This window comes from Bacteroides caecigallinarum, assembly GCF_021530995.1.
GTDB classification, from domain to species: Bacteria; Bacteroidota; Bacteroidia; order Bacteroidales; family Bacteroidaceae; genus Phocaeicola; species Phocaeicola faecigallinarum.
The window spans coordinates 1-23,095 of record NZ_JADYTF010000006.1; the positions used below are offsets into that span (position 1 = coordinate 1).

The window sequence follows — 23,095 nt, forward strand, 5'->3', positions numbered from 1 at the left end:
CCATATTGTCAAGAGGGCTTCGCACCAAACAATTACTCGTAAAGCACGCCTCTTTAGGCTACTGTTGACGGAACAACAGGTTCAGACATCATGCTGAACAATTACTTGTACGACTTCTTGTCGCACGTATGACTGCAAAATTAGAAAAAATCATTAAAACGGCAAGTAAAAATTTCATTTTTGCTGTTTTAATGATTTATGTGTGTCAATTTGATGCCATCACTCTTGGTTTTCTATCTTTTTCAGGTAGCCAACAGGCATTTCTACCATTGCACACCCCAGCATGTTAAGTCTGACAGAAACTTGGCTTTTTCCGTCTATTTCTATTAGTTCACCTTTCAGTCCGCATAATGGGCCTTTAATTACTTCAACTTTTTCTCCCGGTTTTAATTGTTCATTAGTAAATTGTACAGCCTCATCTGAATAATCCAACATGAACATAAAGCGTTCCATTTCTTCGTCTCTTATTATAGCCGGTTTATGTGTGGCCTTATCTATCATTGTACCGTTTATGGAAGGGACATTCTTTAGAATTTCAATTCTGGTTTTTTCATTCGACTTTACAAATATAATCATAGGAATAATAACCACTTGTATTTTTTTCTTTCTGTCGCTCCATTGTCTGATGGTTTCCTGCAATGGCAAATAGTTAGTGATTCCCATATTGGAAAGTTTTTCTGCTGTTTTTTTTTCGTGATGCATTTTTACGTACATCGCATACCAATGTTCGTTTTCCATCTGTACTTTGCTGTTTAGTTCTTATTTTAAATTGTGCAAAAATATAAATAAAAATCAATACTACATTTTTATTCTGTAAAACTTTCTTTGTTATGTGTTTTCTATTATTTCATGATTTATAGTGTAAGCTATATTTTTTTCACTATATTTGTTATTGATATGGTAATAGCAGATTTATATGAATGAAATAGAAGTTATTTTAATAGGAATATCTAATTTATTAAAGCCGTCTACATCGCACGCTCTGATTTTGGAAGAAGTTACCAGTTGTGAGGTAGGAAGGCGTTTAGCCATGATTATAGGTGATAGGGAAGCTACAGATTTGAGGACATGCATGACAGGTTATAAATCTCCTCGTCCATTGACTTACGATTTTGTCAATTCTATATTGCATGAGGCAGGCGTTTCTATAGATAAGGCTGTTATATATGATGTAAATGATGGCATTTTCAATTCCTATGTTTATTGTAAACGCTCTGATGGAAGCACTTTTAAAATAGATTCACGTCCTACAGACGCATTGGCTTTGTCCTTTAAAATGGGATATCCTGTCTATGTTTTAGAAGAATTGCTTGAAAAGGAAAAAATACGCCTTGTAACACCCGATGGCTCCGGATTTAGTATGCCGCTAAATTCTGTAGGTACAGATATGTTGAAAATGGATTTGGAGGCTGCTGTTAATAATGAAGATTATGAGAGGGCTGCGATGCTTAGGGATGAAATTTCGAGGAGGAAAAGTAATACTTAGTGTTAATAAATATTCTTAAGAGGTGTATTAGTATAATTTTATTGTGTAAAAAAGTTAAATATAAAATTTTTCTTTTGTATTTTATATGTTACATAACATAAAACCTGTATATTTGCACTGTGTTTTTCATGGTATTAGATTTAAGGTTAATGAAGATTGGGAGTCTGGGAAGATTCCCTTTTTTTATGCCTAGCCTTTTTATTGGAAAAAAACAGAATAATTATGGAAACAGAAACTATAAAACTATTGAAAGAGTGGGCTGCCACTTACCATTGCGCATCGTTTATTCCGGACGATCCGGTGCAGTTTCCACACAGATATGTTGAGCAGAAGGATATTGAGATTTCGGGCTTGCTGACGGCAGTCCTCAGTTTCGGCAACCGCAAGATGATACTTCGCAAGGCGGACGAGCTGGACGTCATTATGGGGCATTCACCTCTTGAATATATTCTCTCCGGAAAGTGGAGAGATGATTTCTGTGCCGACGACAAGAGCAGTTTCTACAGGATGGTATCGCATTCCGACTTCCGTTTTTATCTTGAAAAACTTTATTCCGTCTATTCCGAAGGAAAAACTTTGGAAGACAGGCTATTGGAATATGCCGGAACACCTATGCAGAAACTATGCGCGTTTCTTGAGGTGTCCGACCGTTCGCCTCAGAAAAAGTTAAACATGTTCCTGCGCTGGATGGTACGTCAGGACTCGCCGGTTGACTTCGGTGTGTGGAAAAGGATGTCTGCCGCCGACCTGATTATTCCTCTTGACACCCACGTATGCCGTGTGGCTCATCTTCTCGGCCTTACGGACAAGCCCGTGTTCTCGCTCACAAACGCCAAGAGGATAACAGACGCCCTTAACGGGATATTCCCCGGCGACCCGTGTATGGGCGATTTCTCCCTCTTCGGCTATGGTGTGAACAACAAGGATACAGACGAACTGTAGAATAACAGATACAGATATGATATTACGTGAACCTGAAATATACTATGCGGCAGTCTGTCTGGTTATGGTCTGCTCGTCGCTGTTTTGTGCGTTGGTGCGTTATTTCCATTTATGCCGTCCTTTCGATGAGCATGAGGAATATTTCTATCCTGCCCGCAAGCTGATAACGTTTGTCTATACATGTTTTGCCATGCCCGCAGTATGGCTTTTCCGCATGGACAGTCCCGACGCGTGGCTTTTCGTACAGGTCTTTCTCGTTCTGTTCCTTCCCGGAGCCGCCGTTATTTCCTTCCGCCATTTTTTCTTTTATGAGAAGAAACATCGTTTGCCGGTGTTCTTCATTGTCGGTATCATGCCTTTTCTGCTGATAGCGGCATTGTGGGCTTTTGCGTGGATTGGGGGCGATGTGCTATATCGTCACCGTGGAATATTGATGCCTTTCATAGGTGCGTATTCCTTGCTTATAATGTTTGAGTTGCTTCACGTCACGTTGCGGCTTTACCGTCAGATAAGGAAACATCACAGAGAGGAATATTCCAACGACGATGATTTTCCTGTGCGTTTTGCCGGTTTTGTGGTGTTTCTTCCGTTGGTTTATATCATTGCCTCATGGATACTTTTCGTTTCCGGCAGTCGTGCCTACAACATGCTGCTTCAGGTTTGCGTTGCTGTCATGCATGTTGTGATTCTGATTAAGATACTTCATCCGCAGCGTAGCGGTCTCGGTAATGTGGTGGAAGAGACCGGAGCCGCAATTACCGAAAAAATTGAGGAGATTATTTCTTCCGTTCAGACTGCGGACAAGGATAATACCTTCACGCTTCCTGCCGCTACCATGGATGAGCTTGAGGAAAAAATCCGTCATGCTCTTACCGTACAGAAACTTTACCTTAATCCTAACCTTAAATTGTCGGACATTGCCGATGCGTTGGAGAGCAACAGTAAATATGTATCTTTGGTGATGAACGAACGTTTCGACTCGTTTTATGCCGAGGTGAACCGTCTTCGCATAAAGGCAGCCATCAAATATAAGGAACAGCATCCGTCGGCCGACAGGGAAGAAATAGCCGTGAACAGTGGCTTCTCGAATGTCAAGACATATAGCCGGAATTTGAAGTTGTATTCTTAAAATAACATGGCATTGGTGCGGTAAAAAAATACTGTTTTCCTTAAATTGTCCCTCATATTTTCATAGATTGTCCCTCGTGTGTCATTCATAGAGGTTAATTTTGCGCCGTTTTCCCGTAATAAGGGTGAACGGTTTTTTATTAACAGATTAATTTGAAAAATAGGATGAGAAATTACGAAGAGACAAAATCGGAGTGTAATATTTATGAGGCTCCCAAGTGTGAAATTATTTAAGTACAGAACGAGGGCGTGCTGTGCGGAAGCGTAGACAGTTATGGTTCCTCGAATGAATCTTTTGAAGAAACTCACTGGAATGGTGTATGGGACAACTAAAAAAACGGACGAAGACAATGAAAACAATGAAACATCTTTTCGGGGCATTGCCCTTAGTCGCACTGGCGCTGAGCTTTACCGCCTGCGGCAACGACGAGACTTTCGGCGAACCGGAGACCACGCCTGCGGGAAACCAAGTGACCATGACCTTTACCGCCAACGCCCCCGCCCCGGCGGCCGGCACGCGCACCTCGCTGCAACCGGGCGATGAGCAAGGTTCCCATGCGGTGTACTGGACTCCCGATGACGTGATAGGCGTATACTCCTGCACATCCGAAGAGTTTTATGTAGAAGAACCGGGCAGCCCCTTTACCACCGACCTGTCGGCAGCAGCTCCCACCGCTACCTTTACCGGCACAGCCGAAGCGGATGCCCTGCAATACATAGCCGTCTATCCGCGGGACATGTTTGCGGGATGTGAGTGGAGCTCTGCGATGACGATGCTTGGGTTTACCCTCCCGACCGTGCAGACGGCCGAGGCAGGAGGCTTTGACACCGGGCTGAACCCCTCGTGGGCAATGACTGCCGACATGGGAGGCGACCTGAGCTTCCAGAACCTCTGCGCGCTGGTGAAGTTCAGCATCAGCTGCGGAAATGCCGACGAACTGGAGAGCGTGACGCTGACCGACCTGGGAGGAACAGGCCTCTCCGGTACTGCACAGTATGGATATACGCCGAGTATGGAAATGGTTATGGCGGCAGTTCCCTACGTGACCCTGACCGGGTCTTTCACTACCGGTACGGACTATTACTTTGTGGTAGCGCCTTCGGTGAATACTGATAGCGGACAACCCGCCGCGCTGAAGAACGGTTTCTCCCTGACCTTTACCCGTCGGGACGGCACCTCTTTCACCAAGACTGCCAGCGGCGGCATCGGCGATACGAATCTCGCCTCAGGCATGATTCTCGACTTGGGAACCATCGACCTCAGCGGCGCCACCTACCAGGAGGCGATTACCAACCCGGCGTTTATCAATGCGGTGGGTAACCAAGTGGGATGGGAAGTGACCGGTGGCGGTGGCACCGTGCTCCTGACCGAAGAAAACAAGAAAGCAATAGAAGCGGTAACATCACTGAATATCGAAGGTAAGAATCTGACCGATATTTCCGGCATAGAATACTTTACCAATCTGACAAGCTTGTCTTGCGGTGACAACCAGCTAACCGCATTGCCTGTGGAGAAACTGACCAATCTGACAAACTTGTATTGCAGTGACAACCAGCTAACCGCGCTGCCTGTGGAGAATCTGACCAATCTGACACTACTGTATTGTTCCAACAACCAGCTAACCGCACTGCTTGTGGAGAAGCTGAGCAAGCTGACAAACTTGCGTTGCAACGACAACCAGCTAACTGCGCTGCCTGTGGAGAATCTGAGCCAGCTGACAGAATTGTCTTGCTCCTACAACCAGCTAACTGAGCTGCCTGTAGGGAATCTGACCGAGCTGACAGTACTGAATTGCGACAACAACCAGCTAACCGCATTGCCTGTAGAGAATCTGACCGTGCTGGAACAATTGAATTGCGGTACGAACCTGCTTACTGAGCTTGATATCGAGAAGCTGACCCAGCTGAAAAACTTGAATTGCGGTGACAACCAGCTAACCGCGCTGTCCGTGGGGAGCCTGACCAATCTGGCAGTTTTGGATTGCTCCGAAAACCGCCTTACCGAGCTTGATATCAGGAATCTTAACCTGAATAGCTTGTATTGCGGCAACCAGACGGACGCCGCGGGCGAGCCCCAGAATCTGAAACTTATCCTGACATCGGCACAGGAAACGAAGTGGAATAACATGTGGAAGAATTGGAGCTACAACGAACGCGTCACTGTGGAAGTGAAAGATTTAGGCAGCACCGCCCACTGGTAAACCCCTTCCTCATAACTGATTTTTGAAAACCGTACAGCGGTCTTAAAATTTGCAGAATGTGAAAGAGTAATATATCAGGCAGAAAAACGAAAGAATAAAATTTACAGCTCTTTTGTTTTTCTGCCTATTTTTGTATCTTTGTTCCAAACGTACGCCCGTTATTAATTGTAAATTGGTATCGTTGACTTTAGCTTCGCTGACCGTTGGTTCAGTTCTTAATTTTTAATTTTTAATTCTTAATTGAATAACATGAAATACCCCATAGGAATCCAGAGCTTTGAGCAGATAATCGAAGACGGTTATGTCTATGTTGACAAGACCGACCTGGTATATAAACTTACCCACGAAGGCAAGATTTATTTCCTTAGCCGTCCGCGCCGTTTCGGTAAAAGCCTCCTTGTCTCCACACTGAAGAACTATTACTTGGGGCATAAGGAACTTTTCAAGGGACTGAAGATAGACAGCCTGGAGAAGGACTGGAATGTGCATCCCGTGTTTCATGTGGACTTCAATGGATCGAACTTCTTGGAGGAAGGCGTTTTGGAGAAACGCCTGTATGCTTATGTGAGGGATTGGGAAAGGCAGTATGGTCTTGTTTCGGATGCTGACAGCCTTGATTTGGGAGGACGTTTTATGGAAGTCCTTCGTGCCGCCCACGAGCAGACAGGCCGTCGTGCCGTAGTCCTGATTGATGTGTACGACAAACCTATCTTGGATGTTCTGGATACAGATTCCGGTCTTGAAGACCGACACCGCAACGTCTTGAAAGGATTCTATTCCGTGTTCAAGGTGGCGGACAGTCATCTACAGTTCGTGCTTCTCACGGGAGTAACGAAATTCTCTCAGGTTAGTGTGTTCAGCGGCTTCAACCAGCCAGACGATATCAGCATGGACGGACGATACGAGACCCTTTGCGGCATAACGCAGGAAGAGCTCCGGACTTATTTCTCCGAGCCAGTCAGGGATATGGCATTCGTTTACCATTGTACGGAGGAAGAGATGATGCAAAGACTGAAAGGACAATACGACGGTTATCATTTCAGCGACAGCCTGACCGATGTCTATAATCCTTTCAGTCTGCTGAATGCTTTCAACAAGAAAAGTATCCGTGACTATTGGTTCAGCTCGGGCACTCCGACGTATCTTATCCGTCTGCTTGCCCATTTCAAGGAGAACATGAACGAACTGACAGGCAAGTATTATCGTACGGAAGAGTTCATCGACTACAAGGCGGATGTTGAACAGCCTTTACCTATGATTTACCAGAGCGGCTATCTTACCATCAAAGACTACAACATGCGCCGTAATACTTTTCTTCTTGACTTTCCGAACAATGAGGTAAAGAACGGTTTCCTGACTGCCATTGCCACTTCTTATCTACAGCCTAAGAAGCGTGTGGAGGGTTGGATTTTTGACGTGCTGGATGCTTTGGAAGGTGGCGATACAGGCAGACTTTGCAGTCTTTTCACCTCTTTCCTTTCGAGCATCCCCTATACGGTGCGCCGCAAAGACAATGAAGTGGAGCGTGAACGCTACTTCCAATATACGTTCTACCTGATTCTCCGCCTGATAAGCGTCTATACCGTTTATGTTGAGAAAGTGCAGAGCCAGGGCCGTGTGGACTGCGTGCTTGAGACACCTCAATATGTCTATATCTTCGAGTTCAAGCTGGACGGCACGGCGGACGATGCGTTGCGTCAGATAGAAGAGAAAGGTTATGCCAATGAATACGCTTCGGATACACGTACCCTTTATAAGATAGGCGCAAGCTTCTCTTCCGAAACGGGAACGATAGGAGACTGGAAATGTATAGAACCCAATAACCAATAACTAAGAACTAACAACTTATCTCTTAATTTTTAATTATTAATTTTTAATTCTTAATCGACCGACATGAAATACCCTATAGGAATCCAGAGTTTTGAGCAGATAATCGAAGACGGTTATGTCTATATCGACAAGACCGACCTGGTATATAAACTTACCCACGAAGGCAAGATTTATTTCCTTAGCCGTCCGCGCCGTTTCGGTAAAAGCCTCCTTGTCTCCACGCTAAAGAATTATTACTTAGGGCATAAGGAGCTTTTCAAGGGACTGAAGATAGACAGCCTGGAGAAGGACTGGAATGTGCATCCTGTGTTTCATGTGGACTTCAATGGATCGAACTTCTTGGAGGAAGGCGTTTTGGAGAAACGCCTGTATGCTTATTTGAGGGATTGGGAAAGGCAGTATGGCCTTGTTTCGGATGATGACAGTCTTGACTTGGGAGGACGTTTTATGGAAGTCCTTCGTGCCGCCCACGAGCAGACAGGCCGTCGTGCCGTAGTCCTGATAGACGAGTACGACAAGCCTATCTTGGATGTTCTGGATACTGATTACGGTCTGGAAGACCGTCATCGTAACGTATTGAAAGGATTCTATTCTGTATTCAAGGGAGCCGACAGCCACCTCCAGTTCGTACTTCTCACGGGAGTAACGAAATTCTCTCAGGTTAGTGTGTTCAGCGGCTTCAACCAGCCCAAGGACATCAGCATGGACGCCCGCTACGAGACCCTTTGCGGAATCACTCAGGAAGAGCTTGACAGCTATTTTGTCGAGCCTGTATCTGCCATGGCAGAAAGAAGCCGTTGCTCTTTTGAGGAAATGAAGTCTCTTTTAAAACAGAAATACGACGGTTACCATTTCAGTGACAACATGACCGATGTCTATAATCCTTTCAGCTTGCTCAATGCCCTTGACAGCCTTCGTCTTCAGGACTATTGGTTCAGTTCCGGCACTCCGACATATCTTATCCGTCTGCTTGCCCATTTCAAGGAGAACATGAACGAACTGACAGGCAAGTATTATCGTACTGAAGAGTTCATCGACTACAAGGCTGATGTGGAACGTCCGCTTCCTATGATATATCAGAGCGGTTATCTGACCATCAAGGATTACGACATGGAGTTCAATACTTTCCTTCTTGACTTTCCGAACAATGAGGTCAAGAACGGTTTCCTGACTGCTCTGGCTTCATCTTATCTGAAACCCTCAGAAGAGACGGGTGGTTGGATTCGTGATGTGGTACGTACGTTGCGGGCAGGCGATACCGACAGACTGTGCAGTCTTTTCACCTCTTTCCTTTCGAGCATCCCCTATACGATGCGCCGCAAAGACGATGAGGTGGAGCGTGAACGCTACTTCCAATATACGTTCTACCTGATTCTCCGCCTGATAAGCGTCTATACCGTTTATGTCGAGAAAGTGCAGAGCCAGGGCCGTGTGGACTGCGTGCTTGAGACACCTCAATATGTTTATATTTTTGAGTTCAAGCTGGACGGCACGGCGGACGAGGCGTTGCGCCAGATAGAAGAGAAAGGTTATGCCAATGAATACGCTTCGGATACACGTACCCTTTATAAGATAGGTGCAAGCTTCTCTTCCGAAACCGGAACGATAGGGGATTGGAAAACGGTCTGAAGGAAATGAATTTTTCTTTTTATCAGAAATTCATCGAAGCATAAACCCCGTAATGGCCGTCACCTGCTACGGGACTTATCGTAAGGTTATGTCTTTTTGCAAACGGGCGTGTGAATATGTATGAGCTTGCAGTACCGATAACGGCTCCAGCTGCGACGTCCCACCAGTCGTGTTTCTTGCCATAGACACGGCTCCAGCCTACATACGTGGACAGCACGTATGCCGGTGCTCCCCATTTCCAGCCATAGCGGCGCTGTATAAAAGACGCTGCCGCAAATGATACTGACGTGTGCATAGAAGGAAAGGAGTGAAAGTTACTGTGGTCAGGACGTTCTTTTTTAACGGCATATTTCAGTGCGTATGTCACTCCAAGAGTTGTTATTCCAGCAAACACTCCTTGTTTTAGTCCCTGCCAGTCCTTGTTTATAAGAATAGCGGTCAGTCCGGCTACAGGTAAAAGTACTGCGCCTACATCTCCCGATGTACGGACAGCCTTACGACTTCCGGTAACTTCGATGGTTTGTGCGCTTATGGAAAATGACATTGTACAAACCATAAATAATATGCTGATTCTTTTAATCATATTTTTATCATTTAGTATAGAAATGCAAATTTTGGTGTGTTAGTTTATCAGAGCATTTCCATTATTTTAGGGACAAATATTATCAATCCTACTATGGCTGCTGAAATGGCAAGAATCAGCACTGCTCCTGCAGCAAGATCTTTTGTACGTTTGATAGCTTCATTATATTCAGGCGAAACGAGGTCTGCAATGGCTTCGATGGACGAGTTTACAGCTTCTGCTGCGAGCACTGTTCCAATAGCAAACGTTACTGCTATCCATTCTGTAGTGGATATGTCGAAAGCAAATCCGGCAATTATGACGCAGAATGCAGCAGAGCAGTGTATCCATGCGTTGTGCTCTTTGGTTATGAGGAGTTTTATTCCGTTGAAGGCAAATTTGAAGCTCCTGAGTCTTTTTCTGAGTGTGAACCCGTCGTTCTTCATTTTTACTTTATAAATCGATGGTTACTTCTACCGGACAGTGGTCCGAACCGAATATTTCTGTATGTATTTTTGCTCCCTGAAGTTTATCAGCAAGGCGTGCAGAAGCCACGAAATAGTCAATACGCCACCCTGCGTTCTTTTCGCGTGCCTTGAAACGGTATGACCACCAGGAATAGATATTCTCCATGTCAGGATAGAAATGACGGAAAGTATCAATGAAACCGGCATCGAGCAATGTCTGGAATTTTTCTCTTTCCTGGTCGGTAAATCCGGCATTCATGCGGTTAGTCTTTGGATTTTTCAGGTCTATTTCCTTGTGTGCCACATTCAGGTCTCCGCAAACCAGTACCGGTTTTTTGCTGTCAAGGTTCTTGATGTATGCCCTGAAATCGTCTTCCCATGTCATTCGGTAGTCAAGACGTTTCAAACCGTCCTGTGAATTAGGGGTATATACTGTTACAAGGAAGAAGTTTTCCATTTCGAGTGTTATCACACGTCCTTCGTGGTCATGTTCGTCAATGCCTATGCCGTATGTTACGTTCAGAGGCTGGTGACGTGTGAATATTGCTGTACCAGAATAGCCTTTCTTTTCGGCATAATTCCAGTATGATGTGTATCCTTCGAAACTGAGGTCAAGTTGTCCTTCCTGCATCTTTGTTTCCTGCAGGCAGAAGAAATCGGCATCAAGTGCCTTGAATGAATCACGGAAACCCTTGTCGCAGCAGGCGCGGATTCCGTTTACGTTCCATGAAATAAGGCGCATATTTAATTAATAATTAAGAATTAATAATTGAGAGTTACGGGTTGTCGGTTGTTAGTTGTCATAACCATTCGGACAGAAACTAACAACTAAAAACTAACATCTCACTTCGTTATATCAAAAAGATAAGTGATTTTACCGCATATGTAAGTATGTGCAGAGCGTGAGAAATAATCTTTTTTTGTTGTGTTGAAGAAATCGCTAAGTCCGAAATAGTATCTGCCTTCAAGAAGGAAATGTCCTATGCCGGTACGTATCTCCAGACCTCCACCTCCAATCAGTCCATAGTCGAAACCGTTTTCTGCAGCTTTGCCGTATTGTTCATTTTGTATTGAAGGAATGGCATGAGTTTCCTTTTCATTAAGAAGGAAACCTATTTGCGGACCGAGGTTAAGGATGAAACGTGCTCCGTTGCCATATTCTTTTCCGAACGCCAGATGAGCCATGAGCGGTATTTCTACATAGTTCATAGCTCGTTGGTAGCTGTCACCACTTCCGTCTTCTATCACCTCTTTCCATCCGCGCTGGGAGTAGTTGACCTCCGCCTGAATACCGCAAATCATGCTGAAATATTTCTCTGATATATATCTGGCGGTAAATCCCATTTGCGGACCTATTAAGTAACCTTGTTTTATTCTTGGTGAGAAATCAACGTTTCCCAGATTGACTCCTCCGTTTATACCTATGGAAAAGTTATGTTTTTGTTCCTGCAACTGGGCGTTGGCTGTAGAAACATTAAAGCCAAGGATAATACCAAGCAAATAGAGTATATATATTTTTTTTATCATTCAAAGTCAAGTTTTATCAGTTCATAATCCTTAGAGAAGTGTACGAAGAATACTTTCCGGTTAATAAATCCTCCCCAGTTGTTTACCCTTTCAAACTTGAAACCGGTCTGTATAGGTGTCACCTGTATTGAGTTCAGATTTTCCTCCAACTTGTTTCCGTATTTAGACAGACCTTTTAGGAAGAAATATCCTGTGTCGTATCCCAACATTCCGTATTTCGGGTATATGTTTGCCATGTCCTTACTGTACCAGCGGCGGTATGAGTTGGTGAAATGGACAGCAGCAGGGAAAAGATTGTTTGTATAGAATGACGAATAGAAATAAGTATCTATTTCGTAAAAACTTGCAAGATAGTCGTTTGTATAAGTCTGCCATTCAGGATAGCCGAACAGGTTCATCATATAGTTTGGACGTTCGCGTCGGATCTGTGTCAATTGTGGAAGAATTTTTACCAGTGCGGTACTTTTTCCTGAAGTAGGTATGAATATGTTGTTTCTCAGCGTATCCATAACTGTAGTTATCTCATAAAAATTATCAGTTACGGTAAAATCGCGATAGCTTATGCCATTGTTCCTTAATTCTGTCTTCATACCTTTGATGAACTCATCCTTTTCTCTGTCACCATTGCTTGCGTTCAGGAATATCACGTTGCTGTCGCTGAACTTGCGTGTAAAGTGTTCGTAAACTTCGGAATACAGATATGACTGTGGAGTATTTATCTGATAGATGTGAGGATTTTTGAAAACCTCATCTACTTTAGGAGCAAACGGGACTACCAGACGTATGTTGTTCTTGTCGGCGAATGTTGCCAGAACATCAATATCCTGTGCTTTTGCCGGACCGAATATTATGTCCATATTCTTCATTTCCTTTTTTGAGAGGATGCTGTTCAGGGTAGCTTCTCTTCCTTTCGTGTCGTATGTGTAAAGATCTATGGATACACCTTGTTTTTTCAGACTATCCACTGCCATAAGGAAGCCTTCGTAATATTCCACCATTCGTACTTGCTCATCCATATTGGTGCTTGTACCTGCCATAAAAGGTAACATTACTGCCGCTTTGATAGTCTTTATGTTTTTTTTCAGTTCTTCGTTCTGACTGAAAACCTCTTCGTTGGTAAGTTCTTTTGTTATAGGTTGTGATTCTGACTCTTGTTTCTTGTCATTCTTTCCGTATGGTATGAAAAGGAATGTACCTTTTTTCAGCTTACCTTTCTTCAACTCAGGGTTTGCTGCTATCAATTCTTCTTCTGTTATGCCATATTCACGGCTGATGCTGAAAATGGTTTCTTTCCTTTCCACTTTATGCATGTCTTTCCAGTCGTTCATCTTCACGTTTGTGTTCTCCTGTTCTTCGATTTTAGGAGTCTCTTTTTGTGGCTTGGAATCTGACTGTACCGGAATTATTATTACCTGTCCCGAGCGGAAATTCTCTGTACTCAGTCCTGGATTGGCTTCGCATATAGCCTGTGTGGTGACATTATATTTCACCGATAGACGGTACAAAGTTTCGCCTGCTTGTATTGTGTGGAATACAGGTTTGTCGGAGTTTGTTGTAGCTGCCTGTGGAATTTTAAGTGCAGCTCCCTCTCGGATTTGCTTGTCGCTGCCTGGATTGAGACGTACAATGTCGTCAATGGTGACGTTGTACATACTTGATATAGAGTATAGGCTTTGGCCTTTGGTTACTGTGTGAAGGAAATATCCGCTCTCGGCTGTAGCCTGAGCCATTACTTTGATGCTGCTTCCGGCAATGATTGCCAGTGCAAGAAATACAGATTGAATAAATTTCATTTTTCAGCTATATGATTATTTACGGGCAAAAGTACGAAAAAAGCATTATCTTTGCAATGTTTCACTGAATATTAAGATATGACAGAAGGAAAAGAAACGATAAGCGTGCAGGGAGCACGTGTACATAATCTGAAAAATATAGATGTCGAAATACCGCGTAACAGCCTTACGGTTATCACCGGGCTGAGTGGAAGCGGTAAGTCGTCGCTTGCATTCGATACAATCTTCGCCGAGGGACAGCGCAGGTATATAGAGACATTCTCCGCATACGCCAGAAATTTCCTTGGTGGAATGGAACGTCCTGATGTTGACAAGATTACAGGACTGAGTCCGGTTATCTCGATCGAGCAGAAGACGACCAACAAGAATCCGCGTTCCACTGTGGGTACAACTACCGAGATATACGACTATCTGCGTCTGCTCTATGCGCGTGCAGCTACGGCATATTCCTATCTTTCGGGAGAGAAGATGGTGAAATATACCGAGGAACAAATCATAGAACTTATAAACCGTGATTATAAGGGAAAGCGTATCTTTATACTTTCTCCATTGGTTCGTACCCGTAAGGGACATTATAAGGAGCTGTTCGAGCAGGTGCGTAAGAAGGGTTACCTATACGTAAGGGTTGATGGTGAGGTGAGAGAAATAACTCACGGCATGAAGCTTGACAGATATAAGAACCACGATATAGAAGTGGTAGTGGATAAAACGGTTGTAACCGAGAAAGAGGATAAAAGATTGCGCCAGAGTGTGGCTACAGCCATGCGGCTGGGAGACGGCCTGCTTATGATACTTGATGCCCAGACAGAAAGCGTGCGTCACTACAGCAAGCGCCTGATGTGTCCGGTCACAGGACTTTCTTATCGTGAGCCGGCACCGCACAATTTCTCTTTCAATTCTCCGCAGGGTGCATGTCCGCGATGCAAGGGACTGGGATATGTCAATCTGATAGACGTTGACAAAGTTATACCGGACCGTTCTCTATCTGTATATGAAGGAGCTATCGCACCGCTCGGTAAGTATAAGAATGCAATGATCTTCTGGCAACTCAGCGCATTGTTCGAACGACATGAGGCTACACTGAAAACTCCTGTAAGCGAATTGCCTGACGATGCCATCAATGAGATTCTCTACGGTTGCGACGAGCGTCTGAAGATAGACAGTTCGCTCGTTCATACCTCGTCCGACTATTTTGTGGAATACGAAGGGATAGTAAAGTATATACAGATGATGCAGGAGAAAGATGCTTCTGCCACTGCTCAGAAATGGGCTGAACAGTTTGCCAAGACTGATGTCTGTCCTGAGTGTAAGGGGATGAGGCTTAATAAGGAGGCATTGCATTTCCGTCTGCACGACAAGAATATTTATGAGCTTGCTTCTATGGATATCAGCGAGCTTTATGAATGGCTTCAGGGAGTGGAGGAACATCTCGACAGTAAGCAGAAAGTCATAGCTCAGGAGATTCTGAAAGAAATCCGTACCCGTCTGAAATTCCTGCTTGATGTGGGACTTGAATACCTTTCTCTCAATCGTACTTCTGTCAGTCTTTCGGGTGGCGAAAGCCAGCGTATCCGCCTTGCAACACAGATTGGTTCGCAGCTTGTAAATGTACTTTATATCCTTGATGAACCTAGTATCGGACTTCATCAGAGAGATAATGTCCGACTGATAAACTCCCTGAAAAGTCTTAGAGATATAGGCAACTCGGTGATAGTAGTAGAGCATGACAAGGACATGATGCTGGCATCGGACTATATAGTGGATATGGGACCGAAGGCAGGACGATTGGGCGGTGAAGTGGTATTTGCAGGAACTCCGCAGGAGATGCTGAAGACACACACTATGACATCGCAGTATCTGAATGGTGAAATGAAGATAGAAATACCTGCCCAAAGAAGACCGGGCAACGGCAAGAAACTGTCTATGTTCGGAGCCAAGGGAAACAATCTGAAAGGAGTGGATGTGGAATTTCCTTTGGGAACACTTATCTGTGTGACAGGTGTTTCGGGAAGCGGTAAGTCAACACTTATCAACGACACTCTTCAACCTATACTTTCGCAACATTTCTACCGTTCGCTTCAGGACCCTTTGCCATACGACCGTATTGAAGGACTGGAGAATATAGATAAGGTGGTAAATGTGGATCAGTCGCCGCTTGGGCGTACTCCGCGTTCAAATCCGGCTACATATACCGGAGTGTTCTCGGATATAAGAAACCTGTTTGTAGGTCTGCCGGAAGCAAAGATACGTGGTTACAAGCCTGGACGTTTTTCGTTCAATGTAGCCGGAGGACGCTGTGAGGCTTGCGGAGGAAACGGATATAAGACCATAGAAATGAACTTCCTGCCGGATGTGCTTGTGCCTTGCGAGGTATGTCATGGAAAGCGATATAACCGTGAGACATTGGAAGTAAGATACAAAGGAAAGTCCATAGCCGACGTGCTTGATATGACAATAAACCGTGCTGTGGAGTTTTTCGAGAATGTCCCTCAGATACTGAATAAGATAAAGGTACTTCAGGAAGTAGGTTTGGGATATATCAAGTTGGGACAGCCCTCAACCACTCTTTCCGGTGGAGAGAGCCAGCGTGTGAAACTTGCTACCGAACTCTCGAAGAAAGATACAGGAAAGACTTTCTATATTCTTGACGAACCTACCACAGGATTGCATTTCGAGGATATCCGTGTACTGATGAATGTACTCAACCGTCTGGTGGACAAAGGAAACACAGTTCTGGTTATAGAACATAACCTTGATGTTATAAAGATGGCTGACTATATCATCGACATGGGACCTGAAGGCGGAAAGGGTGGAGGACAGTTGCTTTCGTGCGGAACACCTGAGGAAGTGGCTATGTCTGATAAAGGATATACACCTAAATTCCTTAAAGAAGAACTAAATCAGAAATAAATTGTTTAATCTATACAGACGTAATTATGAATGCTGTTTAACCAGCTTTTAAAAAGTATTTAAATAGCTTTTAAACGGCATTTAAACATTGTTTAAAATTATAACATTATAAAGTTATGGCTAAAGAAAAAATATCCAAGACCAATGTGGCAAGACTGTTGGACAAGGATAAGATAAAATACGAACTCGTGCCATACGAGGTCGATGAGAATGATTTGAGTTGCGTGCATGTAGCCGCTACGCTCGGTGAGAATATAGAACAGGTATTCAAGACACTTGTCCTTCATGGCGATAAGTCTGGATATTTCGTATGTGTGATTCCGGGAGAACATGAAATAGATCTGAAACTGGCAGCCAAGCTGTCCGGAAACAAGAAATGCGACCTTATCCCGATGAAAGAACTTCTTCCGCTTACGGGATATATTCGCGGTGGATGCTCGCCGATAGGTATGAAGAAACATTTCCCTACGTATATCCATCACACATGTAATGATTTCGATTATATCTATGTTAGTGCCGGAGTACGCGGATTGCAGGTTAAGATAGCTCCTGCAGATTTGATTAAGGTGAGCCGTGCGGAAGTCTGCACATTATTTGAGTGATGTGTTTCAAACCTGACATAACCTGATGTGCTCATGTCTCTGGCTTCAAACTATAGTTTTACGCACTTCAAACTACAGTTTTACGCATTACAAACAATAGCTTTACGCACTTCACACTACAGTTTTACGTAAAAAACGAACAGTCGTTTTTCCTATTTTTTATAATAACCATAATTAAAAACTATAACAATGATATTTACAGCAGAGAATATCCTTTTGATAGGATCGGTACTTATTTTCACCAGTATATTGATAAGCAAGACTGGTTATCGTTTCGGAATACCTACGTTGTTGCTTTTCCTCCTTGTCGGAATGCTGTTCGGTAGCGATGGATTAGGGTTGCAGTTCAACAGTGCCGAAGATGCCCAGTTCATAGGAATGATGGCACTCAGTATCATTCTTTTTACCGGAGGTATGGAGACTAAGTTCACAGACATTAAGCCTGTTCTTAAAGAAGGTATAGTTCTTTCTACCGTAGGAGTTCTTCTGACTACTTTACTTACCGGACTGTTTATCTTCTATATTTCGGGATGGAACAGCACGAATATCGAGCTGACATTCATGGTATCGCTGCTTCTGGCGGCTACAATGTCATCTACCGATTCGGCCTCTGTGTTCAGTCTTCTTCGTTCGCAGAAAATGAATCTGAAGGAAAACCTTCGTCCTATGCTGGAGTTGGAAAGTGGAAGTAACGACCCTATGGCATATATGCTTACTATAGTTCTGATTCAGGTTATTTCAAGCGGCAGTTCTCTCAGTATTGGTCTTCTGATTAAAGACTTGTTTGTGCAGTTTCTTATAGGTGGTGCTTTGGGATATTCCATGGGACGATTCATGTCGTGGCTTACCAATAAGATAGGACTGTCAAATTCATCTCTTTATTCCATACTTCTTCTCAGTATGGTTTTCATCACTTTTACGGCTACAGATATGCTGAAAGGAAATGGCTATCTGGCAGTTTACATTGCAGGTGTTGTGGTAGGCAACATGAAACTGTCATACCGAAAGGAGATAAATACATTTATGAATGGTCTCACATGGTTGTTTCAGATTATAATGTTCATTACTTTGGGATTGTTGGTAAATCCTCATGAGATGCTTGATACGGCTGTAGTGGCATTGCTTATCGGTGTGTTTATGATTGTAGTTGCGCGTCCGTTGAGTGTATTTGCATGCCTGCTCCCTTTCAGAAAAATAAGTACCAAGGCGAAACTTTTTGTGTCGTGGGTAGGACTGCGCGGTGCCGTGCCTATCATATTTGCCACATACCCTGTTATTGCGAATATCGAGGGTTCGAACCAGCTTTTCAATATAGTGTTCTTCATCACTTTGCTTTCACTCGTTATTCAAGGCATGACAATCTCTTCTGTGGCACGCTGCCTTAAACTTGATTTACCCTTGGAGAAGGAAGGAAACGAGTTTGGAGTGGAATTACCTGACGAGATAGATTCGCAGCTGCATGATATTACTCTCAATGAAGAAATGTTGGTACACGGTAACCGTCTGGCTGATATGAATATACCTAAAGGTTCGCTGGTTATGCTTATCAAACGTGGAAACGAGTTCCTGATTCCTAACGGACAGATGGAGCTGCATGTAGGTGACAAATTATTGTTTATAACGGAGAATACGAAAGATTAAATTTAAAATATGGTATTTTATTTTTCAGCTACAGGCAATTCTTTATGGGTTGCACAATACATATCCAATGCTTTCAATGAACCTTTATGTGAAGTCTCCGGGTTTATACGGAAACATTCGGCTGAAGGTCTGAAATATACGTTGCGTGATGAGGCGGAAATGTTGTTTTTCGTATTTCCTGTACATTCCTGGGGACCGTCATTGGTAATGCTGCCTTTTATCAGGGAGTTACAGTTGTCCGGATTGAAAGGAAACCGTGTATTCGCCATTGGCACATGTGGTGACGATTGTGGATATACAGACCGGATAGTGCGTAAGGAACTTGCAGATAAATGTATTCCTCTGGAAGCCTTCTTTTCTCTGAAAATGCCAAATAACTATATTCTTATGCGTGGTTTCGGTGTAGATCCTGAGCCGGTGAAGGATGAAAAACTAGCTTTGGCTCCAAGTGGTATGGAACAGATTGTAAAAGCTATAAATACACGTAGTTATTCTGAATCTCAGATTCTCCGTACAGGAATGTCGTGGCTGAAGAGTTATGTGGTCTATCCTGTATTTAAGAGATTTGTTATAGGCAGGCAGTCTTTCCGGAGTACTGATGCGTGTATTTCCTGCGGACTATGCGCTAAGGTCTGTCCAACAGGTACGATAGTTATGCAGAAAGGCAAACCGGTATGGCAAGGAAAGGATTGTGTACAGTGTACTGCATGCATACACCGTTGTCCGGCTAAGGCTATTGAATTTGGCAAGGTGTCGGTGGGTAAAGGAAGATATGTTCATCCGGTACTTGCAGGAAAATGATAATAAATAAACCATAAACTATAGATATGAATAACACATTGAAAAGCGACAGAATAGAAGTTGTCGATGCCTTACGAGGTGTTGCATTGTTTGCAATAGTGATTTTACATTGTTTTGAGCACTATAATCTTTATTATATGCCGGATTGTCAGCCTCATTGGCTTACGGCTCTTGATAAAGGTGTTTGGGATACGGTATGGTTCTTGTTTGGAGGAAAAGCCTTTTCCACTTTTTCTCTTCTTTTTGGACTTAGCTTTTTTATTCAGTTTGATAATGCAAAAAAACGTGGACTTCCTTTCCGGTGGAGATTTGTGTGGAGAATGATCCTTTTGATGCTTTTTTCTCAGCTTCATTCCTTATTTTATAATGGTGATATTCTTTTGTTGTATTCCGTTATGGGAATTTTCCTAGTATCAGTATCAGGCCTTTCCACAAAATCGGTGCTAATATTGGCTTCGGTTATGATTATTCAGCCTGTTGAATGGATAAGACTGATTTGTATCGGATGCGACATTCCTTTTCTGGAATATGGGAATAACTGGGTAGTGTATGGTAATCTGGCAAAGCCTGTAATGGAGTCCGGTAGTTTTCTGGAAATTCTGAGGTCAAATATCACCGACGGGCAGTTGTATGGTAATTTATGGCAGATAGAAAACGGTCGTGTTTTTCAAATAGGAGGACTGTTTCTGTTTGGAATGGCCGCGGGAAGGCTTTCTTTATTCAAGAAATCTGATTATTCTGTCATGATATGGAAAAAAGTATTGTTGTGGTCTGTAAGCCTGTTTTTAGTTTTCAATATAATCAAGATGACATATCCGGAAATGGTAGCCGGTAATGAAGCACTTATGGTGCCGTTGAATATTGCAGTAACGTCTATATGCAATTTCCTTTTTATGGCATTGCTGGTTTCATTCTTTGTTTTGATATGGTGGTTCGGAGCAGGAAACGGATATAGATTCCAACGTATATTTATCCCTTATGGGAAAATGAGTCTGACAAACTATATTGTGCAGTCAATAATAGGCGTGTCTTTATTTTATGGCTTCGGCTTGGGATTATATAAATATACAGGAGCAACTTCGTGCTTGGTTATAGCGATATTTGTATTTATGATACAGTTGTCATTTAGCAGGTGGTGGCTTTCATCTCACAGACATGGACCGTTGGAGTGGATATGGAAGAAACTTACATGGATTACTCTCAAGTAATGAATATTGTATTTAATAATTATATAAGCTTTTAAAGAAATGACTGAAAAGGAAAAATGCCATAAAGGGCTGCTCTATGATGCTAATTACGATGAAGAACTGTTACGTGAGAGGGCAGTATGTAAAGATTTATGCTATGAATATAACTCTTTGAGACCGTCAATGATTGCCGAACGTACTGAAATAATACGACGACTGTTCGGAAAAACGAGAAATAACTTTCTGATAGAGCAGCCTTTTTATTGCGATTATGGCTATAACATCGAAATAGGTGAGAACTTCTATATGAATGTGAATTGCGTCATCCTCGATGGTGCAAAGGTGACATTTGGTGACAATGTATTTGTCGCTCCTAATTGCGGCTTCTATTCGGCAGGTCATCCTCTTGACGCAGAGAAAAGAAATATGGGACTGGAATATGCTTTCCCTATTACAGTGGGTAACAATGTCTGGATAGGAGCAAACGTGACTGTTCTGCCTGGGGTGTCGATAGGCGATGATGCGGTGATAGGAGCGGGAAGTGTAGTTACCAAAAACATACCTTCGGGAGTTTTGGCAGCCGGTAATCCTTGCAGAGTAATTCGTGAACTGACCGAGGATGATAAAAACAAATACAGAATGGAATAAACACATAAAGCATTATAAATATGAAGAAACTGATTTTAAGTTTGTTTGGAATGATGGCTCTTTTGTCGGTATCGGCACAGAGTCTGGAGAAAATGATCTGGTTTAATGAACCGGAAAGTTGGGAGATAAAGGATAGTAAAACCATGACAATGTTCGTTACTCCACAGAGTGACTATTGGCGTATATCCCACTACGGATTTACTGTGGACGATGCTCCTTTCTATTATGCTACATATGGTGGTGAGTTTGAAGCAAAAGTAAAGGTGTCGGGAGAATACAAGACGCGATTTGATCAGGCCGGTATAATGTTGAGGATTGATCATGAGAATTATATCAAGGCAGGAATAGAATTTGTCGATGGCAAGTACAATCTTAGTACAGTGGTTACTCATAAGACATCCGACTGGAGTGTCATTACTCTTGACAAGCCTGTTCCTTATATCTGGATTAAGGCTGTAAGAAGACTTGATGCTGTAGAGGTGTTCTATTCTTTCGATGATAAAGAATACACAATGATGCGCAATACGTGGATGCAGGACAATATTCCGATGAAGGTAGGCATTATGGCAGCATCACCGGACGGAAACGGATTTGAAGCCAAATTCGAGAACTTTACAGTTAAACATCTGCCGGACATGCGCAGACAGGAATGGTTGAAAAAGAATGCGGAAGAATAATTACATAACAAATGTTATAATGTAAATAATTGATAGGATTAATCATTCAGATGCTTAATTTTGTCAATTATTTTTTTGTGTCCTTTTAAGTAAAAACATATATGAAACTAAAATCAGTTGCTATTTTATTGTTGGTTTTTGCCTCTGTTGTCTCAAATGCCAATTCCTTGAACTCATTAAGAGATGAAATCCTACAAAGTATCATAAAATACGATGCTAAGATTGGGGTAGCAGTTATGATAAACGATACTGATACACTGACTGTGAATAATTGCGATAAATATCCTATGATGAGTGTCTTCAAGTTTCATCAGGCATTAGCTGTATGTGACTATATGCAGAAGAACGGAAAAGCCTTGGATTCAGTCCTGAATATCTCAAAAGATGAGCTTAGGGAGAATACTTACAGTCCTTTGCGCGACCGATATCCGGAAGGAAACTTCGGAATAAGCATATCTGAACTGATGAAATACACTCTCCAGATGAGTGACAATAATGCCTGCGACATTCTGTTCAACCGTATTCTCAGTGTAAAAGATACTGACAAATATATCCGTTCATTGGGTATTGATGATTTTTCAATAGAAATGGATGAAAACGACATGCATGAGAATCTTGACAACTGTTACAGCAACTGGACTACACCTATGGCTGCTGTAAATCTAATGAATCTATTTCTTGACGGTGATGCAGTTTCCGGTGAATATTATGATTTTATATATAGAACAATGACGGAATGTACTACGGGCACTGCCAGGCTGCCGTATCCATTGAAAAACACTGGTGCCATAATAGGGCATAAGACAGGAACCGGTGACAAGAACTCCGATGGACGGTATATTGGCATAAATGATATCGGATTTATTGATTTGCCTAATGGTGACCGTTATCTGATAGCTGTATTAGTGAAAGACTCTGCTGAGGATTATGAAACTACGGAAAGGATAATTGCTGAAATATCTTCTATGGTATATAAGAATATTAGTAATCAATAAAAACTGTTCGTTGCTTTTTCAGTACCGTACATCTGCGGCTACGGATATAGAAGAATCCCGGTTCGGAAT

General features: G+C 42.9%; 20 protein-coding genes. 14 read left to right on the forward strand and 6 right to left on the reverse strand.

All coding sequences use genetic code 11. From position 1 onward, the window contains the following. Positions 1-219: 219 nt before the first annotated feature. Positions 220-738 (reverse strand): UpxY family transcription antiterminator, encoded by a 519-nt coding sequence (locus I6E24_RS01705; RefSeq protein WP_235325742.1) that lies wholly within the window; start codon positions 736-738, stop codon positions 220-222. Positions 739-916: 178 nt separating this feature from the next. On the opposite strand from I6E24_RS01705, the gene I6E24_RS01710 reads away from it, so the two are divergent. The 6 genes from I6E24_RS01710 (at position 917) to I6E24_RS01735 (ending at position 9,216) form a co-directional block, all read left to right on the forward strand. After that, the gene (locus tag I6E24_RS01710) at positions 917-1,486 is read left to right on the forward strand and encodes a bifunctional nuclease family protein (protein WP_235325744.1); all 570 of its coding nucleotides are present in this window, start codon (positions 917-919) and stop codon (positions 1,484-1,486) included. A 222-nt stretch (positions 1,487-1,708) separates the two neighbouring features. Next, positions 1,709-2,428, forward strand: a complete 720-nt coding sequence (locus I6E24_RS01715; RefSeq protein ID WP_235325746.1) for a TIGR02757 family protein — start codon at positions 1,709-1,711, stop codon at positions 2,426-2,428. Between the two features lie 16 nt (positions 2,429-2,444). Further along, positions 2,445-3,557, forward strand: a complete 1,113-nt coding sequence (locus tag I6E24_RS01720; RefSeq protein WP_235325748.1) for a hypothetical protein — start codon at positions 2,445-2,447, stop codon at positions 3,555-3,557. A 349-nt stretch (positions 3,558-3,906) separates the two neighbouring features. Beyond that, a complete protein-coding gene (locus I6E24_RS01725) occupies positions 3,907-5,757 on the forward strand; it encodes a leucine-rich repeat domain-containing protein (RefSeq protein ID WP_235325750.1) in 1,851 nt (616 codons plus the stop codon). Positions 5,758-6,006: 249 nt separating this feature from the next. Beyond that, positions 6,007-7,587, forward strand: coding sequence for an ATP-binding protein (locus I6E24_RS01730; protein ID WP_235325752.1), 1,581 nt, complete (start codon positions 6,007-6,009; stop codon positions 7,585-7,587). A gap of 63 nt (positions 7,588-7,650) precedes the next feature. Next, positions 7,651-9,216, forward strand: a complete 1,566-nt coding sequence (locus tag I6E24_RS01735; RefSeq protein ID WP_235325754.1) for an ATP-binding protein — start codon at positions 7,651-7,653, stop codon at positions 9,214-9,216. A 22-nt stretch (positions 9,217-9,238) separates the two neighbouring features. Here the strand turns inward: I6E24_RS01735 and I6E24_RS01740 are convergent, their stop codons facing one another. From I6E24_RS01740 to I6E24_RS01760, 5 genes are all read right to left on the reverse strand, one after another. After that, positions 9,239-9,799 carry a phosphatase PAP2 family protein gene (locus tag I6E24_RS01740; RefSeq protein ID WP_235325756.1) on the reverse strand — a complete coding sequence of 187 codons (561 nt, stop codon included), beginning with the start codon at positions 9,797-9,799 and terminating at the stop codon, positions 9,239-9,241. A gap of 47 nt (positions 9,800-9,846) precedes the next feature. Continuing rightward, complete coding sequence (locus I6E24_RS01745; protein ID WP_235325758.1) at positions 9,847-10,224, reverse strand: diacylglycerol kinase family protein; 378 nt, start codon at positions 10,222-10,224, stop codon at positions 9,847-9,849. Positions 10,225-10,231: 7 nt separating this feature from the next. Then, positions 10,232-10,987, reverse strand: a complete 756-nt coding sequence (locus I6E24_RS01750; RefSeq protein ID WP_154044093.1) for an exodeoxyribonuclease III — start codon at positions 10,985-10,987, stop codon at positions 10,232-10,234. Between the two features lie 101 nt (positions 10,988-11,088). Beyond that, a complete protein-coding gene (locus I6E24_RS01755; protein ID WP_235325760.1) occupies positions 11,089-11,772 on the reverse strand; it encodes a porin family protein in 684 nt (227 codons plus the stop codon). Further along, on the reverse strand, positions 11,769-13,565 hold the full coding sequence (locus I6E24_RS01760) for a PBP1 and LysM peptidoglycan-binding domain-containing protein (protein ID WP_235325762.1): 1,797 nt from the start codon (positions 13,563-13,565) through the stop codon (positions 11,769-11,771). Before I6E24_RS01760 ends, I6E24_RS01755 begins: the two co-directional genes overlap by 4 nt. A gap of 78 nt (positions 13,566-13,643) precedes the next feature. On the opposite strand from I6E24_RS01760, the gene uvrA reads away from it, so the two are divergent. From uvrA to bla, 8 genes are all read left to right on the forward strand, one after another. Continuing rightward, positions 13,644-16,475 carry an excinuclease ABC subunit UvrA gene (gene uvrA, locus I6E24_RS01765; RefSeq protein ID WP_235325764.1) on the forward strand — a complete coding sequence of 944 codons (2,832 nt, stop codon included), beginning with the start codon at positions 13,644-13,646 and terminating at the stop codon, positions 16,473-16,475. Positions 16,476-16,591: 116 nt separating this feature from the next. Beyond that, positions 16,592-17,077 (forward strand): Cys-tRNA(Pro) deacylase, encoded by a 486-nt coding sequence (gene ybaK / locus I6E24_RS01770; RefSeq protein ID WP_154044089.1) that lies wholly within the window; start codon positions 16,592-16,594, stop codon positions 17,075-17,077. A 189-nt stretch (positions 17,078-17,266) separates the two neighbouring features. Then, positions 17,267-18,718: a potassium/proton antiporter gene (locus I6E24_RS01775; protein ID WP_235325766.1), complete on the forward strand. Its 1,452-nt coding sequence runs from the start codon at positions 17,267-17,269 to the stop codon at positions 18,716-18,718. Between the two features lie 9 nt (positions 18,719-18,727). After that, the gene (locus I6E24_RS01780) at positions 18,728-19,519 is read left to right on the forward strand and encodes an EFR1 family ferrodoxin (RefSeq protein ID WP_235325768.1); all 792 of its coding nucleotides are present in this window, start codon (positions 18,728-18,730) and stop codon (positions 19,517-19,519) included. 26 nt (positions 19,520-19,545) lie between these two features. Continuing rightward, positions 19,546-20,727: a DUF418 domain-containing protein gene (locus tag I6E24_RS01785; protein ID WP_235325769.1), complete on the forward strand. Its 1,182-nt coding sequence runs from the start codon at positions 19,546-19,548 to the stop codon at positions 20,725-20,727. Positions 20,728-20,766: 39 nt separating this feature from the next. Next, positions 20,767-21,354 (forward strand): sugar O-acetyltransferase, encoded by a 588-nt coding sequence (locus I6E24_RS01790; RefSeq protein WP_154044085.1) that lies wholly within the window; start codon positions 20,767-20,769, stop codon positions 21,352-21,354. Positions 21,355-21,374: 20 nt separating this feature from the next. Then, complete coding sequence (locus I6E24_RS01795; RefSeq protein ID WP_235325771.1) at positions 21,375-22,031, forward strand: DUF1349 domain-containing protein; 657 nt, start codon at positions 21,375-21,377, stop codon at positions 22,029-22,031. Positions 22,032-22,132: 101 nt separating this feature from the next. After that, positions 22,133-23,026 (forward strand): class A beta-lactamase, subclass A2, encoded by an 894-nt coding sequence (gene bla, locus I6E24_RS01800; protein ID WP_235325773.1) that lies wholly within the window; start codon positions 22,133-22,135, stop codon positions 23,024-23,026. Positions 23,027-23,095: the final 69 nt, after the last annotated feature.

Excerpts from the sequence above, each read along its gene's own strand:
- I6E24_RS01705 (WP_235325742.1), bottom strand. The coding sequence starts at position 738 with ATGGAAAACGAACATTGGTATGCGATGTACGTAAAAATGCATCACGAA.
- I6E24_RS01710 (WP_235325744.1), top strand. The coding sequence starts at position 917 with ATGAATGAAATAGAAGTTATTTTAATAGGAATATCTAATTTATTAAAG.
- I6E24_RS01715 (WP_235325746.1), top strand. The coding sequence starts at position 1,709 with ATGGAAACAGAAACTATAAAACTATTGAAAGAGTGGGCTGCCACTTAC.
- I6E24_RS01720 (WP_235325748.1), top strand. The coding sequence starts at position 2,445 with ATGATATTACGTGAACCTGAAATATACTATGCGGCAGTCTGTCTGGTT.
- I6E24_RS01725 (WP_235325750.1), top strand. The coding sequence starts at position 3,907 with ATGAAAACAATGAAACATCTTTTCGGGGCATTGCCCTTAGTCGCACTG.
- I6E24_RS01730 (WP_235325752.1), top strand. The coding sequence starts at position 6,007 with ATGAAATACCCCATAGGAATCCAGAGCTTTGAGCAGATAATCGAAGAC.
- I6E24_RS01735 (WP_235325754.1), top strand. The coding sequence starts at position 7,651 with ATGAAATACCCTATAGGAATCCAGAGTTTTGAGCAGATAATCGAAGAC.
- I6E24_RS01740 (WP_235325756.1), bottom strand. The coding sequence starts at position 9,799 with ATGATTAAAAGAATCAGCATATTATTTATGGTTTGTACAATGTCATTT.
- I6E24_RS01745 (WP_235325758.1), bottom strand. The coding sequence starts at position 10,224 with ATGAAGAACGACGGGTTCACACTCAGAAAAAGACTCAGGAGCTTCAAA.
- I6E24_RS01750 (WP_154044093.1), bottom strand. The coding sequence starts at position 10,987 with ATGCGCCTTATTTCATGGAACGTAAACGGAATCCGCGCCTGCTGCGAC.
- I6E24_RS01755 (WP_235325760.1), bottom strand. The coding sequence starts at position 11,772 with ATGATAAAAAAAATATATATACTCTATTTGCTTGGTATTATCCTTGGC.
- I6E24_RS01760 (WP_235325762.1), bottom strand. The coding sequence starts at position 13,565 with ATGAAATTTATTCAATCTGTATTTCTTGCACTGGCAATCATTGCCGGA.
- uvrA (WP_235325764.1), top strand. The coding sequence starts at position 13,644 with ATGACAGAAGGAAAAGAAACGATAAGCGTGCAGGGAGCACGTGTACAT.
- ybaK (WP_154044089.1), top strand. The coding sequence starts at position 16,592 with ATGGCTAAAGAAAAAATATCCAAGACCAATGTGGCAAGACTGTTGGAC.
- I6E24_RS01775 (WP_235325766.1), top strand. The coding sequence starts at position 17,267 with ATGATATTTACAGCAGAGAATATCCTTTTGATAGGATCGGTACTTATT.
- I6E24_RS01780 (WP_235325768.1), top strand. The coding sequence starts at position 18,728 with ATGGTATTTTATTTTTCAGCTACAGGCAATTCTTTATGGGTTGCACAA.
- I6E24_RS01785 (WP_235325769.1), top strand. The coding sequence starts at position 19,546 with ATGAATAACACATTGAAAAGCGACAGAATAGAAGTTGTCGATGCCTTA.
- I6E24_RS01790 (WP_154044085.1), top strand. The coding sequence starts at position 20,767 with ATGACTGAAAAGGAAAAATGCCATAAAGGGCTGCTCTATGATGCTAAT.
- I6E24_RS01795 (WP_235325771.1), top strand. The coding sequence starts at position 21,375 with ATGAAGAAACTGATTTTAAGTTTGTTTGGAATGATGGCTCTTTTGTCG.
- bla (WP_235325773.1), top strand. The coding sequence starts at position 22,133 with ATGAAACTAAAATCAGTTGCTATTTTATTGTTGGTTTTTGCCTCTGTT.